This is a genomic window from Streptomyces sp. NK08204 (assembly GCF_020400585.1).
Classification (GTDB): Bacteria; Actinomycetota; Actinomycetes; order Streptomycetales; family Streptomycetaceae; genus Streptomyces.
In genome coordinates this window covers 45929-65323 of the sequence record NZ_JAINVF010000030.1, presented here as the reverse complement: position 1 = coordinate 65323, position 19395 = coordinate 45929, and the positions used below count along the sequence as shown (strand labels likewise).

General features: G+C 69.8%; 21 protein-coding genes. 14 read left to right on the top strand and 7 right to left on the bottom strand.

The window, feature by feature from the left end; translation table 11 throughout:
• Nucleotides 1-358 precede the first annotated feature (358 nt).
• The 3 genes from aceE (at nucleotide 359) to K7G59_RS30555 (ending at nucleotide 5603) form a co-directional block, all read left to right on the top strand.
• Nucleotides 359-3106, top strand: a complete 2748-nt coding sequence (gene aceE / locus K7G59_RS30565; RefSeq protein WP_225839916.1) for a pyruvate dehydrogenase (acetyl-transferring), homodimeric type — start codon at nucleotides 359-361, stop codon at nucleotides 3104-3106.
• A gap of 367 nt (nucleotides 3107-3473) precedes the next feature.
• Nucleotides 3474-4691 (top strand): alpha/beta hydrolase, encoded by a 1218-nt coding sequence (locus tag K7G59_RS30560; protein WP_225839915.1) that lies wholly within the window; start codon nucleotides 3474-3476, stop codon nucleotides 4689-4691.
• Nucleotides 4692-4757: 66 nt separating this feature from the next.
• Complete coding sequence (locus K7G59_RS30555; RefSeq protein ID WP_225839914.1) at nucleotides 4758-5603, top strand: DUF4429 domain-containing protein; 846 nt, start codon at nucleotides 4758-4760, stop codon at nucleotides 5601-5603.
• A 17-nt stretch (nucleotides 5604-5620) separates the two neighbouring features.
• Here K7G59_RS30555 and K7G59_RS30550 read toward each other — a convergent pair whose 3' ends face one another.
• Entirely contained in the window at nucleotides 5621-6100 is a 480-nt protein-coding gene (locus K7G59_RS30550) for a MerR family transcriptional regulator (protein ID WP_225839912.1), read from the bottom strand.
• A gap of 147 nt (nucleotides 6101-6247) precedes the next feature.
• Between K7G59_RS30550 and K7G59_RS30545 the strand changes: the two genes are divergently transcribed.
• Entirely contained in the window at nucleotides 6248-6724 is a 477-nt protein-coding gene (locus K7G59_RS30545; RefSeq protein ID WP_225839909.1) for a GNAT family N-acetyltransferase, read from the top strand.
• Nucleotides 6725-6745: 21 nt separating this feature from the next.
• Nucleotides 6746-7567, top strand: a complete 822-nt coding sequence (locus K7G59_RS30540) for a serine hydrolase (RefSeq protein ID WP_225839907.1) — start codon at nucleotides 6746-6748, stop codon at nucleotides 7565-7567.
• A 24-nt stretch (nucleotides 7568-7591) separates the two neighbouring features.
• Here the strand turns inward: K7G59_RS30540 and K7G59_RS30535 are convergent, their stop codons facing one another.
• Entirely contained in the window at nucleotides 7592-8017 is a 426-nt protein-coding gene (locus tag K7G59_RS30535) for an ATP-binding protein (RefSeq protein ID WP_225839905.1), read from the bottom strand.
• Nucleotides 8018-8100: 83 nt separating this feature from the next.
• On the opposite strand from K7G59_RS30535, the gene K7G59_RS30530 reads away from it, so the two are divergent.
• The 3 genes from K7G59_RS30530 to K7G59_RS30520 all read left to right on the top strand — a co-directional run bounded on the left by K7G59_RS30530 (nucleotide 8101) and on the right by K7G59_RS30520 (nucleotide 9779).
• Nucleotides 8101-8949 carry a helix-turn-helix transcriptional regulator gene (locus K7G59_RS30530; RefSeq protein WP_225839903.1) on the top strand — a complete coding sequence of 283 codons (849 nt, stop codon included), beginning with the start codon at nucleotides 8101-8103 and terminating at the stop codon, nucleotides 8947-8949.
• Nucleotides 8909-9178 (top strand): DUF397 domain-containing protein, encoded by a 270-nt coding sequence (locus K7G59_RS30525; RefSeq protein WP_225839901.1) that lies wholly within the window; start codon nucleotides 8909-8911, stop codon nucleotides 9176-9178. The genes K7G59_RS30530 and K7G59_RS30525 overlap by 41 nt, the downstream gene beginning before the upstream one ends.
• A 64-nt stretch (nucleotides 9179-9242) precedes the next feature.
• On the top strand, nucleotides 9243-9779 hold the full coding sequence (locus K7G59_RS30520; RefSeq protein WP_225839899.1) for an SMI1/KNR4 family protein: 537 nt from the start codon (nucleotides 9243-9245) through the stop codon (nucleotides 9777-9779).
• Nucleotides 9780-9910: 131 nt separating this feature from the next.
• Here K7G59_RS30520 and K7G59_RS30515 read toward each other — a convergent pair whose 3' ends face one another.
• On the bottom strand, nucleotides 9911-11029 hold the full coding sequence (locus tag K7G59_RS30515) for a phospholipase D-like domain-containing protein (protein ID WP_225839897.1): 1119 nt from the start codon (nucleotides 11027-11029) through the stop codon (nucleotides 9911-9913).
• Nucleotides 11030-11301: 272 nt separating this feature from the next.
• Complete coding sequence (locus tag K7G59_RS30510) at nucleotides 11302-12048, bottom strand: phosphotransferase family protein (protein WP_225839896.1); 747 nt, start codon at nucleotides 12046-12048, stop codon at nucleotides 11302-11304.
• A gap of 168 nt (nucleotides 12049-12216) precedes the next feature.
• On the opposite strand from K7G59_RS30510, the gene K7G59_RS30505 reads away from it, so the two are divergent.
• Nucleotides 12217-12408 carry a hypothetical protein gene (locus tag K7G59_RS30505; RefSeq protein WP_225839895.1) on the top strand — a complete coding sequence of 64 codons (192 nt, stop codon included), beginning with the start codon at nucleotides 12217-12219 and terminating at the stop codon, nucleotides 12406-12408.
• Nucleotides 12409-12469: 61 nt separating this feature from the next.
• Here K7G59_RS30505 and K7G59_RS30500 read toward each other — a convergent pair whose 3' ends face one another.
• Both K7G59_RS30500 and K7G59_RS30495 read right to left on the bottom strand, forming a co-directional pair.
• Complete coding sequence (locus tag K7G59_RS30500; protein WP_225839894.1) at nucleotides 12470-12970, bottom strand: GNAT family N-acetyltransferase; 501 nt, start codon at nucleotides 12968-12970, stop codon at nucleotides 12470-12472.
• A 79-nt stretch (nucleotides 12971-13049) separates the two neighbouring features.
• Nucleotides 13050-13706 (bottom strand): pirin family protein, encoded by a 657-nt coding sequence (locus K7G59_RS30495; protein WP_225839939.1) that lies wholly within the window; start codon nucleotides 13704-13706, stop codon nucleotides 13050-13052.
• 84 nt (nucleotides 13707-13790) lie between these two features.
• Here K7G59_RS30495 and fasR point away from each other — a divergent pair, with 84 nt between their 5' ends.
• From fasR to fabF, 5 genes are all read left to right on the top strand, one after another.
• The gene (gene fasR / locus K7G59_RS30490; protein WP_225839893.1) at nucleotides 13791-14996 is read left to right on the top strand and encodes a fatty acid biosynthesis transcriptional regulator FasR; all 1206 of its coding nucleotides are present in this window, start codon (nucleotides 13791-13793) and stop codon (nucleotides 14994-14996) included.
• Between the two features lie 89 nt (nucleotides 14997-15085).
• Nucleotides 15086-16036, top strand: coding sequence for an ACP S-malonyltransferase (locus tag K7G59_RS30485; protein ID WP_225839892.1), 951 nt, complete (start codon nucleotides 15086-15088; stop codon nucleotides 16034-16036).
• A gap of 22 nt (nucleotides 16037-16058) precedes the next feature.
• Nucleotides 16059-17090: a ketoacyl-ACP synthase III gene (locus K7G59_RS30480; protein ID WP_225839891.1), complete on the top strand. Its 1032-nt coding sequence runs from the start codon at nucleotides 16059-16061 to the stop codon at nucleotides 17088-17090.
• 80 nt (nucleotides 17091-17170) lie between these two features.
• A complete protein-coding gene (locus tag K7G59_RS30475) occupies nucleotides 17171-17419 on the top strand; it encodes an acyl carrier protein (protein ID WP_225839890.1) in 249 nt (82 codons plus the stop codon).
• Between the two features lie 131 nt (nucleotides 17420-17550).
• Complete coding sequence (fabF, locus tag K7G59_RS30470; RefSeq protein WP_225839889.1) at nucleotides 17551-18813, top strand: beta-ketoacyl-ACP synthase II; 1263 nt, start codon at nucleotides 17551-17553, stop codon at nucleotides 18811-18813.
• A 64-nt stretch (nucleotides 18814-18877) separates the two neighbouring features.
• Here fabF and K7G59_RS30465 read toward each other — a convergent pair whose 3' ends face one another.
• Entirely contained in the window at nucleotides 18878-19372 is a 495-nt protein-coding gene (locus K7G59_RS30465; protein WP_225839887.1) for a DUF3145 domain-containing protein, read from the bottom strand.
• Nucleotides 19373-19395: the final 23 nt, after the last annotated feature.

Sequence of the window (19395 nt, the reverse complement as noted above, 5' to 3'; positions counted from 1 at the left end):
TGCGCGCGCCGCTTGGCCGTAGTCCACACGTGCGGGACGGATCGCGCAAGTACCCGGCCGCCCGGACCGCCGAAACGGTGACGATCCCGGCCGTGTCGCCGCAACTTCCGACGCCGCGTCCCGGCACTGCGTGACCCACATCACTCCCGTTTGCCCGTTTTGTGCCGCTGGGAATCATCTCAGATTCATCCGGTGATACGCCCCTCGAACGCCTTTGCCAAGCCCGTCACACCCCGGGCGTATCGTTGCGTTTTGACCGATGGCGACACCGGTGGAGATGACGTACGCCGTTCCGGGGTGGACGATGGGGACGGCGCAGGCAGGTGCAGGACTGGCCCTCTGACAGGTAAGGAACACCGTGGCTTCCGGATCCGATCGCAACCCGATCATCATTGGCGGCCTTCCGAGTCAGGTCCCTGACTTCGATCCCGAAGAAACCCAGGAGTGGCTCGACTCCCTCGACGCCGCGGTGGACGAGCGCGGCCGGGAGCGGGCCCGTTACCTCATGCTGCGCCTGATCGAGCGGGCCCGCGAGAAGCGCGTGGCCGTGCCGGAGATGCGCAGCACGGACTACGTCAACACGATCCCCACCCGGGCGGAGCCTTTCTTCCCCGGCAACGAGGAGATCGAGCGCAAGGTCCTGAACGCGACCCGCTGGAACGCCGCCGTGATGGTCTCGCGCGCGCAGCGCCCCGGCATCGGCGTCGGCGGCCACATCGCCACCTTCGCCTCCTCGGCGTCGCTGTACGACGTGGGCTTCAACCACTTCTTCCGCGGCAAGGACGAGGGCGACGGCGGCGACCAGGTCTTCTTCCAGGGGCACGCCTCCCCGGGCATCTATGCGCGCGCGTACCTGCTCGACCGCCTCACCGAGGACCAGCTGGACGGCTTCAGGCAGGAGAAGTCGAAGTACCCGAACGGGCTCTCCAGCTACCCGCACCCGCGCTCCATGCCGGACTTCTGGGAGTTCCCGACGGTCTCCATGGGCCTCGGCCCGCTCGCCGCGATCTACCAGGCGCGGATGAACCGCTACATGCAGGCGCGCGGCATCGCGGACACCTCCAGGTCGCACGTGTGGGCGTTCCTCGGGGACGGCGAGATGGACGAGCCCGAGTCGCTCGGCCAGCTGTCCATCGCCGCCCGCGAGGGCCTGGACAACCTGACCTTCGTCGTGAACTGCAACCTGCAGCGCCTGGACGGCCCGGTGCGCGGCAACGGCAAGATCATCCAGGAGCTGGAGTCGATCTTCCGGGGCGCCGGCTGGAACGTGATCAAGCTCATCTGGGACCGCACCTGGGACCCGCTGCTCGCGCAGGACCGGGACGGCGTCCTCGTGAACAGGATGAACACGACCCCGGACGGCCAGTTCCAGACGTACGCCACCGAGTCCGGCGCGTACATCCGCGAGCACTTCTTCGGTGACGACCAGCGGCTGCGCGCGATGGTCGAGAACATGACCGACGACCAGATCCTGCACCTGGGCCGCGGCGGCCACGACCACCGCAAGATCTACGCGGCGTTCAAGGCGGCCAAGGAGCACAAGGGCCAGCCGACGGTCATCCTGGCCAAGACGATCAAGGGCTGGACGCTGGGCCCGAACTTCGAGGGCCGCAACGCGACGCACCAGATGAAGAAGCTGACGGTCGACGACCTCAAGCGTTTCCGCGACCGGCTGCACCTGCCGATCACCGACCGGCAGCTGGAGTCGGGCCCGCCGCCGTACTACCACCCGGGCCGGCACACCGACGAGATCCAGTACATGCACGACATGCGCAAGCAGTGCGGCGGGTACGTCCCGACGCGCGTCGTGCGCTCCAAGCCGCTCCCGCTGCCGGACGACAAGACCTACGCGACCGTGAAGAAGGGCACCGGCCAGCAGTCCATCGCGACGACGATGGCCTTCGTGCGGCTCCTGAAGGACCTCATGCGGGACAAGGAGATCGGCAAGCGGTTCGTGCTGATCGCGCCCGACGAGTACCGCACGTTCGGCATGGACTCGTTCTTCCCGAGCGCCAAGATCTACAACCCGCTCGGCCAGCAGTACGAGTCGGTGGACCGCGATCTGCTGCTCGCCTACAAGGAGTCGCCGACCGGCCAGATGCTGCACGACGGCATCTCGGAGGCCGGCTGCACGGCCTCCCTGATCGCGGCGGGTTCGGCGTACGCGACGCACGGCGAGCCGCTCATCCCGGTCTACGTCTTCTACTCGATGTTCGGTTTCCAGCGCACCGGTGACCAGTTCTGGCAGATGGCCGACCAGCTGGCGCGCGGCTTCGTACTGGGCGCGACCGCGGGTCGTACGACGCTGACCGGCGAGGGTCTCCAGCACGCGGACGGCCACTCGCAGCTGCTCGCGTCGACCAACCCGGCCTGCGTGGCCTACGACCCGGCGTACGCCTACGAGATCGCGCACATCGTGCAGGACGGCCTGCGCCGTATGTACGGCGGCGACGACGAGCACCCGCACGGCGAGGACGTCTTCTACTACCTGACCGTCTACAACGAGCCCATCCAGCACCCGGCCGAGCCGGCGGACGTGGACGTCGAGGGCATCATCAAGGGCGTCCACAGGATCGGCGCGGGCACGTCCGGCTCGGTCCCGGCGCAGATCATGGCGTCGGGCGTGGCCGTCCCGTGGGCTCTGGAGGCCCAGCGCATCCTCGGCGAGGAGTGGAACGTCCGGGCGGATGTCTGGTCGGCGACCTCCTGGAACGAGCTGCGCCGCGAGGCCGTGGAGTGCGAGGAGCACAACCTGCTGCACCCCGACGAGGACCAGCGGGTGCCGTACGTGACGCGGAAGCTCAGCGGCTCCGAGGGGCCGTTCGTGGCCGTGTCCGACTGGATGCGGTCGGTGCCGGACCAGATCGCGCGGTGGGTGCCGGGCACGTACCAGTCACTGGGCGCGGACGGCTTCGGCTTCGCCGACACACGGGGCGCGGCGCGGCGCTACTTCCACATCGACGCCCAGTCGATCGTGGTCGCCGTGCTGACGGAGCTGGCCCGGGAGGGCAAGGTCGAGCGGTCCGTGCTGAAGCAGGCGATCGACCGGTACCGGCTGCTGGACGTGTCGGCAGCGGATCCGGGGGCGGCAGGCGGCGACGCATGACGCTGCGCCGGGCCTGAGCCGGACACGGATACGCAATACGGATACGGATACGGATTACGGGTGAGTCGGCAACTCGGCGCTGAAGAGGCGCCGTTGCCCCTCCCCTGGGACGCGGACCGCGCTGCCCCCCTCCAGCAGCGCGTGCCGCGGTCTGTCCTCCTCCCCTGCCCGCGGAGGATCTGACCCACTGTCACCTGATGCGCCTGCCGGGGGCGAGGGGTCTTCAAGGGAGTCACCCGGATAGGGGAACCGCCACGGCACCCGGGATCGCCGGGGAGGCGTTCGAGACGTTCGAGGCGTTCGCGAAACGTGATACCTGTCACTCCGTTACCGCGAGACCCTTCCGTTCTCCTAGTGTGTCCTCCCAGTGACTTCCTTCGAAAACTCCCCGCAGATCAACGTCTGGCGCGCACTGTTGGCGCTGGCCGTCGTGTTCGTGATGCTCGCGACCACCGGCTGGACCGCCCTGCGCAGTCACCGGGAGCCGAGCGCCCTGCAGGCGTCGCTCAACGCGTGGAAGCACGGCCATCTGCACGGCCTGCACCTGCCGGATCCGCAGTCCCCTCCGGCACAGCTCGCCCGCTTCTTCGACTCGCTCACCCCGCACGAGCAAAACCGCCTCGCCCACCGCTACCCGCTGGCGGTCGGCAACATGAACGGCGCTCCCGTCGCCCTGCGCTACCGGGCCAACCACCTCGCGCTGGACAAGGCCCGCAGGCTCGAGAAGAAGCGCATGCACGACAGCCGGCTCAGCTCGGCCGGCCAGCAGGACGCGGGCCGCCGCATGCACCGCTACGAGTCGCTGCTGAGCCCCGGCCGGCAGATCCTCGCCTTCGACCCCGAGGGCTCGGGCCGGGTCGCCGAGGTGCTCGGGAACCTCACCGAGGCCGAGCGGATCTCCGTCGTCGTCCCCGGCGTCGACACCGACCTGCTCACCTTCCAGAGGACGCACCGGCAGTACAGCGCCCCGGTCGGCATGGCCAGGGCGCTGTACGCGACCGAGCGCATGGTGCGCCCCACGACCCGTACGGCCGTGATCGCCTGGGCCGACTACACCTCCCCCGACGGGCTCGGGGTGGACGCGGCCACGGGGCGGCGCGCCGCGGAGGGCGCCCTCCGGCTCAACGCGCTGCTGCGCGCCCTGCCGGGCCGTGCCCCGGTGACGATGGTGTGCCACAGCTACGGCTCGGTGCTCTGCGGGGTCGCCGCGCACGACATGCCGCGCCGGGTGGCCGACATAGCCGTGGCCGCGAGCCCCGGCATGCGTGTCTCCAAGGCCTCGCACCTCGGCACCTCGGCCCGGGTGTGGGCGATGCGGGACGCCAGCGACTGGGTGCAGGACGTGCCGTACCTGGAGCTGGCCGGGCTCGGGCACGGCGCCGACCCGGTCTCCTCGGCGTTCGGGGCGCGGGTGCTGTCCGCGCGGGACGCGCACGGGCACAGCGGCTATTTCCAGCCGGGCACGGACAGCCTGCGCAACCTCGCCGACGTGGGCGTGGGCGCGTACGACGACGTGACGTGCGCGCGTGAGGACGACGCGTGCCGCACCGGTCTTACCGGCGCGTCGATGTCCGAACGCGCGTAGAAACAGCAAGAAGTGCGCCCTGCTCGGGTGGCGACGGAGAAGCACCTGCCGCATACGATGAGCCGCATGGGTGACGTACTGGCGGGTTTTCATGCCGTCTGGGAGTTCGAGTCCGACTCCGTGCTCATCCGTTACGAACGGGGGATTCGGACACCAAAGCTCTTCCAGGCGCTGGGCGAACGGCGGATACCGCTGTCCGCGATCGAGGGCGTGACGCTCACGCCGGGCAAGCGCGGCAGCGTCGTACTGCGGATCCAGCCGCGGGCCGGCGCCGATCCGCTGATGGAGGTGGCGGCCGGGCAGCTGCGGGAGGGCACCGACCCCTACCGGCTGGCCCTGCCGGCCGAACGGGAGACCCTAGCCGAGTACTACGCCGACGAGCTGACGGGACTCCTCGACGAGTCCGGGGCCGCCGATCGCTATCTGGTGGCCGCCCCGAAGCCGCCGCTGCACTTCAAGGCGTACGACGGCAAGGCGGCCTTCGACGGGACGTCCGTGCAGTTCCGCTGGTCGTGGACGGGCGCGTCCTCCGCGAAGTGGAAGGCCGGCGACCAGAGCTTTCCGGTGGCCGACCTCAGCGGGGTGGAATGGCGCTCACCGGAGGTGTTCGAGGGGCATCTGCGGCTGCTGACACGCTCCACCGGCCCGGCGGGGACCGTACCGCCGGACCAGGATCCGGCGGCGGTCGTCTTCGGGCTCGGCTACGGTCCCGTGCACGAGTCGTTGCCGTTCGCCGCGGCGGTTCTGGCGGCGGTCCGGACCCGGCCGACGTCCGCGGTGCCGGTGCCGGCGCGGCGTGATCCCGCCGACATCGCCGAGCGGATCCGGCACCTCGGAGAGCTGCATCGGGCCGGGCTGGTCACGGACGAGGAGTTCTCCTCGAAGAAGGCAGATCTGCTGGCCGAGCTGTAGCGTCCGCACCTTCGGTGCTACCGCTCCTGCGCGTAGAAGTTGATCTTCCGGTCCAGTACGGCCAGGGTGTCGTGCAGTTCGGCGATCCGGCTCAGCACGTCCCGGCGCGTCGCCTCCAGCAGCTCCTGCCGTTCCGCGTACGTCTGCTCGCCCTCGCGCACCAGTTCCGCGTACCGCACCATGTCGGCCACCGGCATGCCGGTCAGCCGCAGCTTGGTCACCAGGTCGAGCCAGTCCAGGTCGCGGTTGGTGTAGCGGCGCTGGCCGGTGTGGGAGCGGTCGACGTGCGGCATCAGCCCGATCCGCTCGTACCAGCGCAGCGTGTGCGCGGTCAGGCCGGTGAAGGCGACGACCTCGCTGATCGTGTACCGGTCCTGCCCGTCGGGGCGAGGATGCGGCGGTGGTGGGGCGGAGCAGAGGTCGGTGGAGATATCGGCGGAGATGTCGGCGGGGGTGTCGTGCTCGGTGTCCGCTGGCGTGGTCTGCATCACCGTCATGACCACACGCTATGGCCTTGGAGTGCACTCCATGCAAGCGGAACCGGGAAGAAGGCCGAACGAGAGCGGAACGGGAGGCGAACGCGAGCGCAACCGGCCGGGAAAAACCCAGGACGGGTCCGGACCCCGCTGGTTAGCGTGCGCCCCATGAGTCTCGTACGCCGGGCCCTGCCCGAGGACGCCGTGGAAGTGCTGCGCCTGCGCCAGGTCATGATCGACTCCGTGTTCGAGGGAGGGGCCAGGGGCTCCACCGACTGGCACGCCGAGTCCCTGCCGACCCTGCGAGCCCGGCTCGCCGCCGGCGACGGGAACTTCGTGGCGTTCGTCATAGATCACCCGGACCGTCCCGGGGCGCTGGCCGCGCTGGCCGCCGGGACCCTGGAGTACCGCATCGGCCGCGCCGGGAACCCGCACGGTCGGGTCGGCTACGTCTTCAGCGTCGCCACCGACCCGGACGCCCGGCGGCGCGGATACGCACGCGCGTGCATGGAGGAGCTGCTGGCCTGGTTCCGGGGACAAGGCGCGGAACAGGTCGACCTGAACGCGTCCGAGCAGGCCGAGCCGCTGTACGCCGCACTGGGTTTCGTCCGCAAGCCGGACCCCTCGATGCGGCTCCAGCTGTGAGCCGGGGTTAGGCTCGCGGGCATGTCGTTGCAGAGCTTGGCGCTGATCGAGAACTGGCCCGCACCCACCGCCGCGGCGGGCGTCGTACGGGCCGACGGGACCGTCCTCGGCACCCACGGACCGGTCGCACAACGCTTCCCGCTGGCCTCGGTGACCAAGCCGCTGGCGGCGTACGCGGCACTCGTCGCGTACGAGGAGGGCGCGATCGAGCTGGACGAGCCGGCCGGACCTCCCGGATCCACGGTCCGCCACCTGCTCGCGCACACCTCCGGTCTGGCCTTCGACGAGCACCGGGTCATGGCTCCCCCCGGGGACCGCCGGCTGTACTCCAACGCCGGGATCGAGCAGCTCTGCGACCACATAGCCAAGGCGACGGACATTCCCTTCTCCGAATACATCCGGCAGGCCGTCCTGGACCCGCTCGGGATGACGGCGACCACGCTGGAGGGCTCGCCCGCCTGGGCCGGCGTGTCGACCGTCGAGGACCTGCTGCGCTTCGCGGCGGAGGTGCAGGCGCCGAGGCTGCTGGACCCGCGGACGGTCGCCGAGGCGATGACGGTGCAGTTCCCGGGGAGGAAGGGAGTCCTGCCCGGCTACGGCCACCAGAACCCCAACGACTGGGGCCTCGGCTTCGAGATCCGCGACGGCAAGTCCCCGCACTGGACGGGATCCGCGTCCTCTCCGCGCACCTTCGGGCACTTCGGCCAGTCCGGCACGTTCCTGTGGATCGACCCGGACGCGGGGGTGGCCGGGGTCGCCCTGACGGACAGGGCGTTCGGACCCTGGGCGATCGAGGCATGGCCGGTGTTCACGGACGCCGTCCTGGCGGAGCTGCGGGGCTGAGGCCACCGCGGTCGGCGCGAGGGCTCACGGCTGCGGCTGCCTGGCCAGGCACTCGAACCAGACGGTCTTGCCGCCGCCGGAATGCGGCGTCACGCCCCACCGGTCGGTGACCGCCTCGACGAGATGCAGGCCGCGGCCACCGTCGGCGAGCACGTCCCCGGCCACCGGGGCGGGCAGTCGCGGACAGCTGTCGGACACCTCCACTCGCACCGCACCGGGCAGGAGCAGGAAACAGGTGCCACAGCGGCGGCCGGGCACGTGCCGGACGACATTGGCGAGCAGTTCCGTCAACGCCAGTTCGGCCGCGTCGGCCACGTCGAGCAGGCCCGAACCCTCGAGGTAGAGCCGCAGAACGCGGCGGAGATGCCGTGCCGAGTGCTCGCCCAGCGCGAACTCGGCACGGTAGTGGGACTGAATGTCGGTCACCTGCAGACCAGTTGCGTGATTCACGTCACCAGGATGCAACTCTCCGAGTACGCTCGGCTACGCAACGAAACGAACGCCCCGAGGCGTTGCAGGCCGGAGGTACCGCTGTGGCCAACATCCACGCCCTCGACCCGACCGCGTCCCCGCTCGACTACTACGGCTGGGAACTGCGCCGCCACCGCGAGGCCCACGGCCTGACACAGGGCCAGCTCGGCGACATCATCTTCTGCACGGGCTCACTGGTCGGCCAGATCGAGACCACGAAGAAGATCCCCACCCGCGAATTCTCCGAACGCGTCGACGCCGCCCTCGGCACGGACGGCCTCTTCTCCCGCCTGGTCGGCCTGGTCCTGCGCAGCCAACTGCCCACATGGTTCCAGCCGTACGCGGAGATGGAGGCCAGGGCGACGTACATCTCCACGTACCAGGCACAGTTGGTGTACGGGCTGCTGCAGACGGAGGAGTACGCGCGGGCGGTGCTCGCCACCGGCATGCCGGACGACCTGGACGGCCTGGTGGCGGCCCGCATGGAGCGCCAGCGCATCCTGGAGCGGGAGCAGCCGCCGCTCGCCTGGGCGATCCTGGACGAGGCGGTGCTGCTCCGGCCGATCGGCGGCCCTGACGTCATGCGACGCCAACTCGCCCGCCTGTTGGAGTTCACCGGCCATCGCTGGATGCACATCCAGGTGCTGCCGAACTCGGCGGGTGAACACGCCAGTCTGGCTGGCTCGTTCAATCTTCTGCGCTTCGACGACGACCCGGACATCGTCTACACAGAGGACCTGATCTCTGGCCACATGACCGCCAACCCCGACACTGTCAGGGAGGCGGCGCTCCGTTACGCTCGCTTGCAGGCCGCGGCCCTCTCCGTGGAGGATTCGGCGGCACTGATCACCCGTGTGATGGAGGAGCGCTATGGAGACCGGTCCCAGCCTGCGGAACGCACAGTGGCGTAAGTCCAGCTACAGCGGCAACACCGGCGGTGACTGCGTCGAGTGCACCGTCACCGGCGGCGCGGCGTGGCGTACGTCCTCGTACAGCGGCAGCACCGGCGGTGAATGCGTCGAGGTGGCCGACGGCTGCCCGACCGGCGCCGTCCCTGTGCGTGACAGCAAGAACCCGTCGGGCGCGGTCGTGATCGTCGGCGCGCCCGCCTGGCAGGCGTTCGTCGACGGCCTGCGGTAGTCCGCCGCCGGCCGGGTAACGCCGGCTGAACCAGCGGCCGGGATGCAGTTCCGGGAGTTGTTGCATGTGGGTTCGGCGAGTGATCGAACTGACCGGGTGGGAGCCGCTCGGGATCTCCGTCGACTGGGCGGCGATCGAAGGAGAGCTGGGGGTGCCGCTGCCGGCGGACTACAAGGAGCTCTACGAGGCGTTCGGCGGCGGCGTCTTCAGTGATTCCGTCTACTTTCTGGGTCGCGACGAGGGCGTCTCCTTCGACTTCCTGACACAGTGGCGGGTCTCCCTGTCGGTCGACCAGGACAGCAAGCTCGGAGACGTCTCCGCCGTCGAGCCCTATGCGATCTACTCGCCGGGCGGCAAGGGGCTCGTTGAGTGGGGCTCCACCGAATGGGCCGACGAGTACTTCTGGCTGATCGATGCCGAGCGGCCGGGCGAGTACCCCGTCCTCGCGCGGGCCCATGGCGTCGGCGGATGGCACCGGTACGACATGTCCACCGCGGAGTTCCTCTACCGCGTCCTTGCCGATGCCGACTTTCCACCTTTCGGGATCGCGCAGTACGCGCTCGACCCGACCTTCGAACCCGGCTCCGGCGACGGTGAGTGACGGCTGCTCTGAAGTAGAGGAAATACGAAGATCCCCGCTGTGGTGCGGTCCTGGACAGCTCCGCCACAGCGGGTTCTTCACCATGAGCACCGCCGGGCCGGACCCCGGCGTGGGTCGGCCGACCGGGCTGGTCAGCTTCCGGCGCAGTAGGCCATCAGCGTGTCGTGGTTGACCTTGTACTGGTCGTAGATCGCCGAGTTGTCGATCTTCAGCAGCGCCTCATCGTTGGCCCGCAGCGCGGAGTAGGTGTAGTTGTGGCTTCCGGTCCACACCAGCTTGCGGTTGGCGACCCCGTCGTACGTTCCCTGGATCAGCAGGTACTTGGAGTGCAGCCCGATCTTGTAGGTGCCGTCGGGGCTGTTCTCGTAGCACTCCACGCGCTTGGTCAGCTTGCCGTAGACGGTGTTCGTCACGGCCGTGCTCATGGAACCGGGCGCGCCATCGGCCGCCAGGTACACCGAGCACCCCGAGTTGACCAGGCTGACCAGCTTCTTGGCGACCTCGTCACGGCTGAAGAGGTTCATGGCCACCCGGATCTGGGTGCCTCCGGAGCAACTGACGTTGTCCAGGATCAGTTTGACGGTGTCGGTGCTCGCGTCGTTGTCCCATGACGTGCCGGACGCCTCGTGGCGGGGGAAGAAGTAGGCCTTGTACGGGCCGGTGGAGCTGGTCGGCGTCGTGTAGTAGTTGTCGGAGCCCGACGAGGAGGACCCGTAGGAGAGCAGGTCGGAGAAGTACGACTGGTAGATGCCGTACAGGCCGGAATCCACGATCGTGGCGGCATTGTTGAAGTAGTCGGTGCGCTGCGAGCCCGTCATGTTGGACGAGGTCTGCACCACCACGTTGCTGGCTCCGCCCACGTTGGAGAACAACCAGAACTTGTTGTGGTTGATCGCCGGGTCGCCGGCGGTGAGCTCCCGGTTTCCGATGCAGCCGCGTCCGCTGGGGCAGGCCATCACCCACGACGGCTGGGTGCGGTCGGTGCCGAGGCCATTGGCCAGTGTCGTGTACTCGCCTCCGGTCATGGTGACGGTGGTGTGGTCCACGATCAGACGGACGTTGACGCCTCGCTGCTTCGCGTTGACCAGCGCCTGGGAGGCCGTGCCGTCGGTGAACGTGTAGACCGAGGCGGTGATCGACTCCCCGGCCGGGGTGGCGTCGATCAGGCTGACGATGTAATCGCGGATCCGGTTCTGGTCGGCAGTGGTGCCTGACGGGTCGTTGAAGACGGCCGAGGTGGTGACCGTCACGGCGGCGTGGGCCGGGCTGGAGGAAATCAGAACGGTTGCGGGGAGGAGGGCAGCCGCCAGGACTTCCCTCCAGATCTTCGTCAGTCGACGCACAACGATCCCTTCACATGGTCGAGGGTGCCTGATGGCTGGCGGGCGTGAGCATAAGTCAGGAACGCTACGTTGTAAGTACCTTCACGCCCAACCGTTGCCGTGAGGGCAGGCGATGCGCTCCAGGGGATGGCCTGCTCGATGCGTCAGAACGCACTCACAGCAGTCGGGCCCGCGCAGCCTCACATCCGGGATCTCAGCACGTCGACCTCACAGCCCGGTGCGAAGGGGTCAAAGCCGTGCTCGACCAGCCAGCGAACCCCCAGCAGGCTTCGCAACGACCACCAGGCGTGGATCACGTCGAGGTCGACATCGGTGCCATAACCGGCGATGACGTCGTCGAGGTGCTCCTCGTGTCCGAGCGTCAAGGTGGCGAGGTCGAACAGGGCATCACCCCGGCCCGCCTCGGACCAGTCGATGATGCCCGTGACCTCGTCGCCGTCGACGAAGACGTGATCGATCTGCAGGTCGCCGTGCGTGAACGCCGGAATCCACGGCCGGAGCGCGGCCTCGGCGACCTGGCGGTTGCGGGTGACCAGGTCGGCGGGCAGGACGCCGTTCGTCACCAGCAACTCGCACTCGCCGTCGAGTTCCGCCACCAACTCGTCGGGACTCCGGCGGCGCCGACCGGCCCAGGGCGGCAACGGCGCTTCGTGCAGCTTCCGGATGGCGGCGCCCGCCGCGGCCCACGCCGCCGGTGACCCGGTCGACGGCCCGCCGAGGCGCCCGAGCGTCGTCCCCGGGAGCGCGGCGACCGCGAGCACGGGCGGCTTGCGCCACAGGACCTTCGGGGTCGGGACCGGCGCGAGGGACATCGCCTCGACCTCGACGTCGATGCGCGCCTGATCGGCGTCCACCTTCAGGAACACATCGCCGACGCGCAGGGTCGCGCGCTCGGAATGGGCGACGACGACTTTGACCTCATCCATGGGCGACCAGTATCCCGGGGATGATCGCCGACGTCGCCGGGTTTACCGCGTGCGATGACGCGGCTGACCGCGGCCCGCTACCCGGCGGCCTCGTGCACGACACCGACCTCTGACCAGGTCAAGCCCACCACTTTTGGCAGGAGTCCTCAGCACGTTCACGCCCACCCGTTGCGCGTCGGCGAGCTCATCGGCCGGGCGGACCTGCCCGGCAAGAAACGGCCCGACCCCGTTGACGGGCTGGTCGCCCTCACCGCGCTTCAGATCGGCGCGGCGATGGTCGCCACCTCCGACCCGGCAGTCATCCAGGCGTACCTGGACCAGCTACCCAGGGCCGATGCCGTGTTCACCGTGCGGGTCTGAGGGGCCTGCAAGGCCTGCTTGAGGACGGCGTGTTCGACCGGTCCACCAGCAACGTCGTGGTCTACGGCTGGAGCAGCAGGTCCCGTTGGTACCACGTGCCCTGCTTACCGCCGAGGTCGTTCGGGCCCGCCGGGCCGATGGGGACGAACCCGGCCTTGGTCAGCACCCTCTGGGACGCGGCGTTCTCGTGGGCGGTGGCGGCCCGCAAGGTGCGCAGACCGTGCCGTGACGCCGCCAGCCGGCACAGCTCCAGGACGGTCGCGGTCGCAACGCCGCGGCCGGCGACGTGCTGGGCGACCCGGTAGCCGAGTCCGGCAGTGCCGTCCTCCAGGTCGTACAGGTTAAACCTGCCGAGTACCGAGCCGTCCTCGGCGACGAGCACGTGGAAGACGCAGATGCCGGCCTCCTGCTCGGCCAGCAAGGCGTCGTACCGCTCGGTGAACCGGTCGAAGAAGTCGTCGCCGCGATCGGGGACCGAGGCAGCGAAATAAGCGCGGTTCGCCAGCTCGAAGGCCAGGACCGCCGGGGCATGACCGGCATGCAGCCGCTTCAGCTCGGGCATCGTGCGACTCTATCCAGGGGTGTCGGCCGGGGCACCCTCTTTTCAGATCAGTTCGACCACGAGTCGCACCGCCTCGGCGTCAGCGCGCGGACATCTCCCACAGCAGCAGCTCCGCCGCGCTCACCCCCACCACCTCCAGGCCCTCCGCGTCCGTGATCCGCGCCGAGTCGCCCGCCCCCAGCGTCTGCCCCGCCAGTCGTACGTCACCCCGGACCACGTGTACGTAGACGTATGCCGCGTCCGGCACCACGGTCCGCTCCCCCGCCGCCAGGTGCCGGACGTGCAGCGTCGCCCCGGCGGCCGGCAGCGCGTACGGGGTGGGGCCGGCTGTGCCGGGGACGTGGTGGTACGACGGGTCGCCGCCCGACTCCAGGGGTGCCAGCCACATCTGGACGAAGGTCAGGGGGGCGGAGCCGTCGTTGCGTTCCACGTGGCGGACGCCCGCCGCCGCGCTCAGGTGCTGGATGCCGCCGGGGCGGACCCGCGTCTCGTGCCTGGTGGAGTCGCGGTGGGTCAGTTCGCCCTCGACCACCCAAGTGACGATCTCGGTGTGGCTGTGGGCGTGCTCGTCGAAGCCGGCGCCGGGGGCGAGGCGCTCCTCGTTGCAGGCGAGCAGCGCGCCGAAGCGCAGGTTGTCGGGGTCGTAGTGCGGGCCGAAGGAGAAGGCGTGGCGGGAGTCGATCCCGGCCTCCAGGTCCCCTCCGGGGTAGCGGTCAGCGGCGCGCCGTACGTCGATCACGGGGCCCACCGTAGACCTCCCCGGAGCCCAGCCGTGACCCGGCTACGCATGCTCCCGTCCCGATAAGGCAGTCTTGTCCCCGTGCCCGAACCCGAATCCCACCATCCCGGACCCGTCGGCCATGGCGCCCATCCGCACGACGCGACCCTGAAGCGGCTGGAGCGGTCCTCCGGCCGGCTCGCCGCGCAGGCGATCGCGCGGATGGACGAGACGCTGCCGTGGTACCGGGCCATGCCCCCGGAGAACCGTTCCTGGATCGGGCTCGTGGCCCAGGCGGGTATCGCCGCGTTCACCGAGTGGTTCCGGTACCCGGACGCGCCGCAGGCGATCTCCACCGATGTCTTCGGGACCGCACCGCGTGAGCTGACCCGGGCCATCACGTTGCGGCAGACCGTGGAGATGGTGCGGACCACCATCGAGGTCATGGAGTCCGCCATCGACGAGGTGGCCGCCCCGGGTGACGAGAGCGTGCTGCGCGAGGCGCTGCTGGTGTACGCCCGTGAGATCGCCTTCGCCACCGCGCAGGTGTACGCCCAGGCCGCCGAGGCACGCGGTGCCTGGGACGCGCGGCTGGAGTCGCTGGTCGTCAACGCCGTACTGAGCGGGGAGGCCGACGAGGGGGCCGTCAGCCGGGCCGCCGCCCTCGGGTGGAACTCGCCCGAGCATGTGTGTGTCGTGCTCGGGACCGCCCCCGACGGGGACAGCGAGCTGACCGTGGAGGCGATTCGGCGGGCCGCGCGGCACGCCAAGTTGCAGGTGCTCACCGGTGTGCTCGGGGACCGGCTGGTCGTGATCGCCGGGGGCAGTTCCAATCCGCTCGCCGTCGCCAGGTCGCTGATCGGGCCGTTCGCCGCGGGTCCGGTGGTCGCCGGGCCCGTCGTACCCGATCTGCTGGCCGCCACCCGGTCCGCGCAGGCCGCCGCCGCGGGGCTGAAGGCGTGCACGGCGTGGCAGGACGCGCCGCGGCCGGTCCTGGCGGACGATCTCCTGCCGGAGCGCGCCATCGCGGGCGATCCGAGTGCCCGTGAGCAGTTGGTGGAGGAGATCTACAGACCGCTGGAGGAGGCCGGCTCCGCGCTGCTGGAGACGCTCAGTGTCTATCTGGAGCAGGCGAGCAGCCTCGAGGGCGCGGCCCGGATGCTCTTCGTTCACCCGAACACCGTGCGCTACCGGCTCCGACGTGTGACTGACGTCACCGGTTGGTCACCCTCGGATGTAAGATCCGCGTTCACGCTGCGGATCGCGCTGATCCTGGGGCGTCTGGCCGATGGAGACCTTCACGTCTAGGTTTTTGTCGGGGGCCCACAAAAGCCCTTCGTGTTCTTCGTCCTTGTCCCCACGGGCGGCCGTGCCCGTCCACAAGAGAGAGTGTGAGAGTGCTCGTACTCGTCGCTCCCGGCCAGGGCGCCCAGACGCCCGGCTTCCTGACCCCCTGGCTCGACCTGCCCGGTGCCGCGGACCGCGTCGCCGCCTGGTCGGACGCCATCGGACTGGACCTGGTCCACTACGGCACCCAGGCCGACGCCGACGCCATCCGTGACACCGCGGTGGCCCAGCCGCTGCTGGTCGCCGCCGGGATCCTGTCCGCCACGGCACTCGGTGCGTACTCGTTCGCCGCTGACGCGGCCGGCTCCGAGATCGTGCCGGGCGCGGTCGCGGGCCACAGCGTCGGTGAGATCACCGCCGCCGCTCTGGCGGGCGTCCTGGACGACACCGCCGCACTGAGCCTGGTACGCAAGCGGGGTCTGGCCATGGCCGACGCCGCCGCGATCACCGAGACCGGCATGTCGGCGCTGCTCGGCGGCGACCCGGAGGTCTCCGTCGCGCACCTGGAGAAGCTGGGTCTGACCCCGGCGAACATCAACGGCGCGGGCCAGGTCGTCGCCGCCGGCACGCTGGAGCAGCTGGCCGCGCTGAACGAGGACAAGCCCGAGGGCGTTCGCAAGGTCGTCGCGCTGAAGGTCGCCGGCGCCTTCCACACCCACCACATGGCTCCCGCCGTCGAGACGCTGGCCAAGGCCGCCGCGGAGCTGGTGCCCGCCGACCCCAAGGTCACCTACGTCTCCAACAGGGACGGCCAGGCCGTCGCCGGCGGCCCGGAGGTGCTGGAGCGGCTGGTCGGCCAGGTTGCCAACCCGGTGCGCTGGGACCTGTGCATGGAGACGTTCAAGGCCCTGGGCGTCACCGCGCTGGTCGAGATCTGCCCGGGCGGCACGCTGACGGGCCTGGCCAAGCGTGCCCTGCCCGGCGTCAAGACGCTCGCTCTGAAGACCCCCGACGACCTCGACGCGGCCCGCGAGCTCATCTCCGAGCACGCCGGTGCCTGACGCCCAAGGAGCCGTACCGAACATGGCGAAGATCAAGCCCAGCAAGGGTGCCCCGTACGCGCGCATCCTCGGTGTCGGCGGCTACCGGCCGACCCGGGTGGTGCCCAACGAGGTGATCCTGGAGAAGATCGACTCGTCCGACGAGTGGATCCGTTCGCGTTCCGGCATCGAGACCCGGCACTGGGCGGGCCCGGAGGAGACGGTGGCCGCGATGGCCATCGAGGCCTCCGGCAAGGCGATCGCCGACGCGGGCATCGATGCCGAGCGGATCGGCGCGGTGGTCGTCTCGACCGTCTCGCACTTCACCCAGACCCCGGCCGTCGCCACCGTGATCGCCGACAAGCTGGGCACGGACAAGGCCGCCGCCTTCGACATCTCGGCGGGCTGCGCGGGCTTCGGCTACGGCCTGACGCTCGCCAAGGGCATGGTGGTGGAAGGTTCCGCCGAGTACGTGCTCGTCATCGGGGTGGAGCGGCTGAGCGACCTGACCGACCTGGAGGACCGCAGCACGGCCTTCCTGTTCGGTGACGGTGCCGGCGCGGTCGTGGTCGGCCCCTCCGCGGAGCCGGCGATCGGCCCGACCGTGTGGGGCTCGGAGGGCGACAAGGCCGAGACCATCAAGCAGACCGTGACCTGGGACCGCTTCCGTCTCGGCGATCTTTCCGAGCTGCCCGTCGACCGCGAGGGCAACATCAAGTTCCCTGCGCTCACGCAGGAGGGCCAGGCGGTATTCCGCTGGGCCGTGTTCGAGATGGCGAAGGTCGCCCAGCAGGCGCTGGACGCGGCCGGAATCACCGCGAACGATCTGGACGTCTTCATCCCGCACCAGGCCAATGTGCGGATCATCGACTCGATGGTGAAGACTCTGAAGCTGCCGGAGCACGTCACGGTTGCCCGTGACATCCGCACCACCGGCAACACCTCGGCCGCCTCGATCCCGCTCGCGATGGAGCGGCTCCTGGCGACCGGCGAGGCGAAGAGCGGCGACACCGCGCTCGTCATCGGATTCGGGGCGGGTCTCGTCTACGCCGCCACGGTCGTTACCCTCCCCTAGGCACTCCGTGCCGGATCTCGCATCCGGTATGGGTCAAACTGCCATAAACCGTCTGGAATATCTAAGAAGGAGCGCCTGACATGGCCGCCACTCAGGAAGAGATCGTCGCCGGTCTCGCCGAGATCGTCAACGAGATCGCCGGGATCCCCACCGAGGACGTCCAGCTGGACAAGTCCTTCACCGACGACCTGGACGTCGACTCGCTGTCCATGGTCGAGGTCGTCGTTGCCGCCGAAGAGCGCTTCGACGTGAAGATCCCGGACGAGGACGTCAAGAACCTCAAGACGGTCGGCGACGCGACCGACTACATCCTCAAGAACCAGGGCTGAGTCACCCCTGAGCCCTAGGCCCTAGGCCTTCAGGCCGCGAGGCCGCGAGGTCGAAAGGCCATCAGGCTGCAAGGCCCCGCCACCCGGCGGTGGCGCCGTAGAATCCCGCATCCGTTGGAGAAAGAATTCCCGTGAGCCCGACCAATCGCACCGTGGTCGTCACCGGTATCGGCGCAACCACACCGCTGGGTGGCGACGCAGCTTCGTTCTGGGAGGCCCTCGTCGCCGGCAAGTCCGGCGTCCGCCTCCTGGAGCAGGAATGGGCGGCGGAGATGCCCGTCCGCATCGCCGCGCAGATCGCCGTCGAGCCGGGCGAGATCATCCCCCGGCCGCAGGCCCGCAAGCTGGACCGGTCCGCGCAGTTCGCGCTGATCGCCGCCCGGGAGGCCTGGAAGGACGCCGGTTTCACCGCCAAGGCCGGTGAGGACTCGTCCGTGAACCCGGACCGTCTGGGTACGGTCATCGCCTCCGGCATCGGCGGCGTGACCACGCTCCTGGAGCAGTACGACATCCTCAAGGAGAAGGGTGTACGCCGCGTCTCCCCGCACACCGTGCCGATGCTGATGCCCAACTCGCCGGCGGCCAACGTCGGCATCGAGCTGGGTGCCCGCGCCGGTGTGCACACTCCGGTCTCCGCCTGCGCCTCGGGCGCGGAGGCGATCGGATACGCCATCGAGATGATCCGCACGGGCCGCGCCGACGTCGTCGTCGCCGGTGGCGCCGAGGCGGCCATCCACGCGCTGCCCATGGCCGCGTTCGGCAACATGATGGCGATGTCGAAGAACAACGACGACCCGCAGGGCGCCTCGCGTCCCTACGACGCCGGCCGTGACGGCTTCGTGCTCGGCGAGGGCGCCGGTGTGATCGTCCTGGAGTCCGAGGAGCACGCGAAGGCCCGCGGCGCCCGGATCTACGTGGAGGCGGTCGGCCAGGGCATCTCCGCGGACAGCCACCACATCACGCAGCCGGAGCCCTCCGGCAACGGCATCGCGCACGCGCTGCAGAACCTGCTGGACAACACCGACCTGAAGCCGGCCGAGGTCGTGCACGTGAACGCGCACGCCACCTCGACGCCGCAGGGCGACGTGGCCGAGATCAAGGCGCTTCGGAAGGTGTTCGGCGACGACGTCGACCACATGGCGATCTCGGCGACCAAGTCGATGACGGGGCACCTGCTGGGTGGTGCCGGTGGTGTGGAGACGGTCGCGTCGATCCTCGCGCTCGTGCACCGGACGGCTCCGCCGACCATCAACGTCGAGAACCTCGACCCCGAGGTCAACGCGGACATCGTGTGCGGCGAGGCCCGGACGCTGCCCGAGGGCCGTATCGCCGTGCTGAACGACTCGTTCGGGTTCGGCGGGCACAACGTGGTGCTGGCGTTCCGCACCATCTGAGAACGTAGGAGGAGGGCCCCCACCGCCGGTGGGGGCCCTCTCTCGTCTTCGTCCTGAAGGTCCTTCACACCACCTGGTGCAGCCAGCGGACGGGGGCGCCTTCGCCCGCGTACCTGAAAGGCTCCAGTTCGTCGTCCCACGGCTTGCCCAGGAGCTTGGCGAGTTCGGCCTCCAGGTCGCTCTCGCCCCGCCGGCTGCGCTGCAGGGCCGCCCGGAGGCGGTCCTCGGGGATGAGGATGTCGCCGTGGATGCCGGTGACGGCGTGGAAGATGCCGAGGTCGGGGGTGCAGCTGTAGCGCTCGCCCTCGGCGGTGGAGCAGGGCTCTGCGGTGACCTCGAAGCGGAGCAGGTGCCAACCACGCAACGCGGAGGCGAGCTTGGAGGCGGTGCCGGCCTCGGCCTGCCAGGAGAACTCCGAGCGCCAGGTGCCGGGGGCCGCGGGCTGCCGGATCCAGTCGAGGCTGACGCGTGTGCCGAGCACCCCGGCGACGGCCCACTCGACGTGCGGGCACAGCGCGCGCGGCGCGGAGTGCACGTACAGAACTCCACGTGTCGTCACCGGAACCTCCGGGCAGAGCGGGA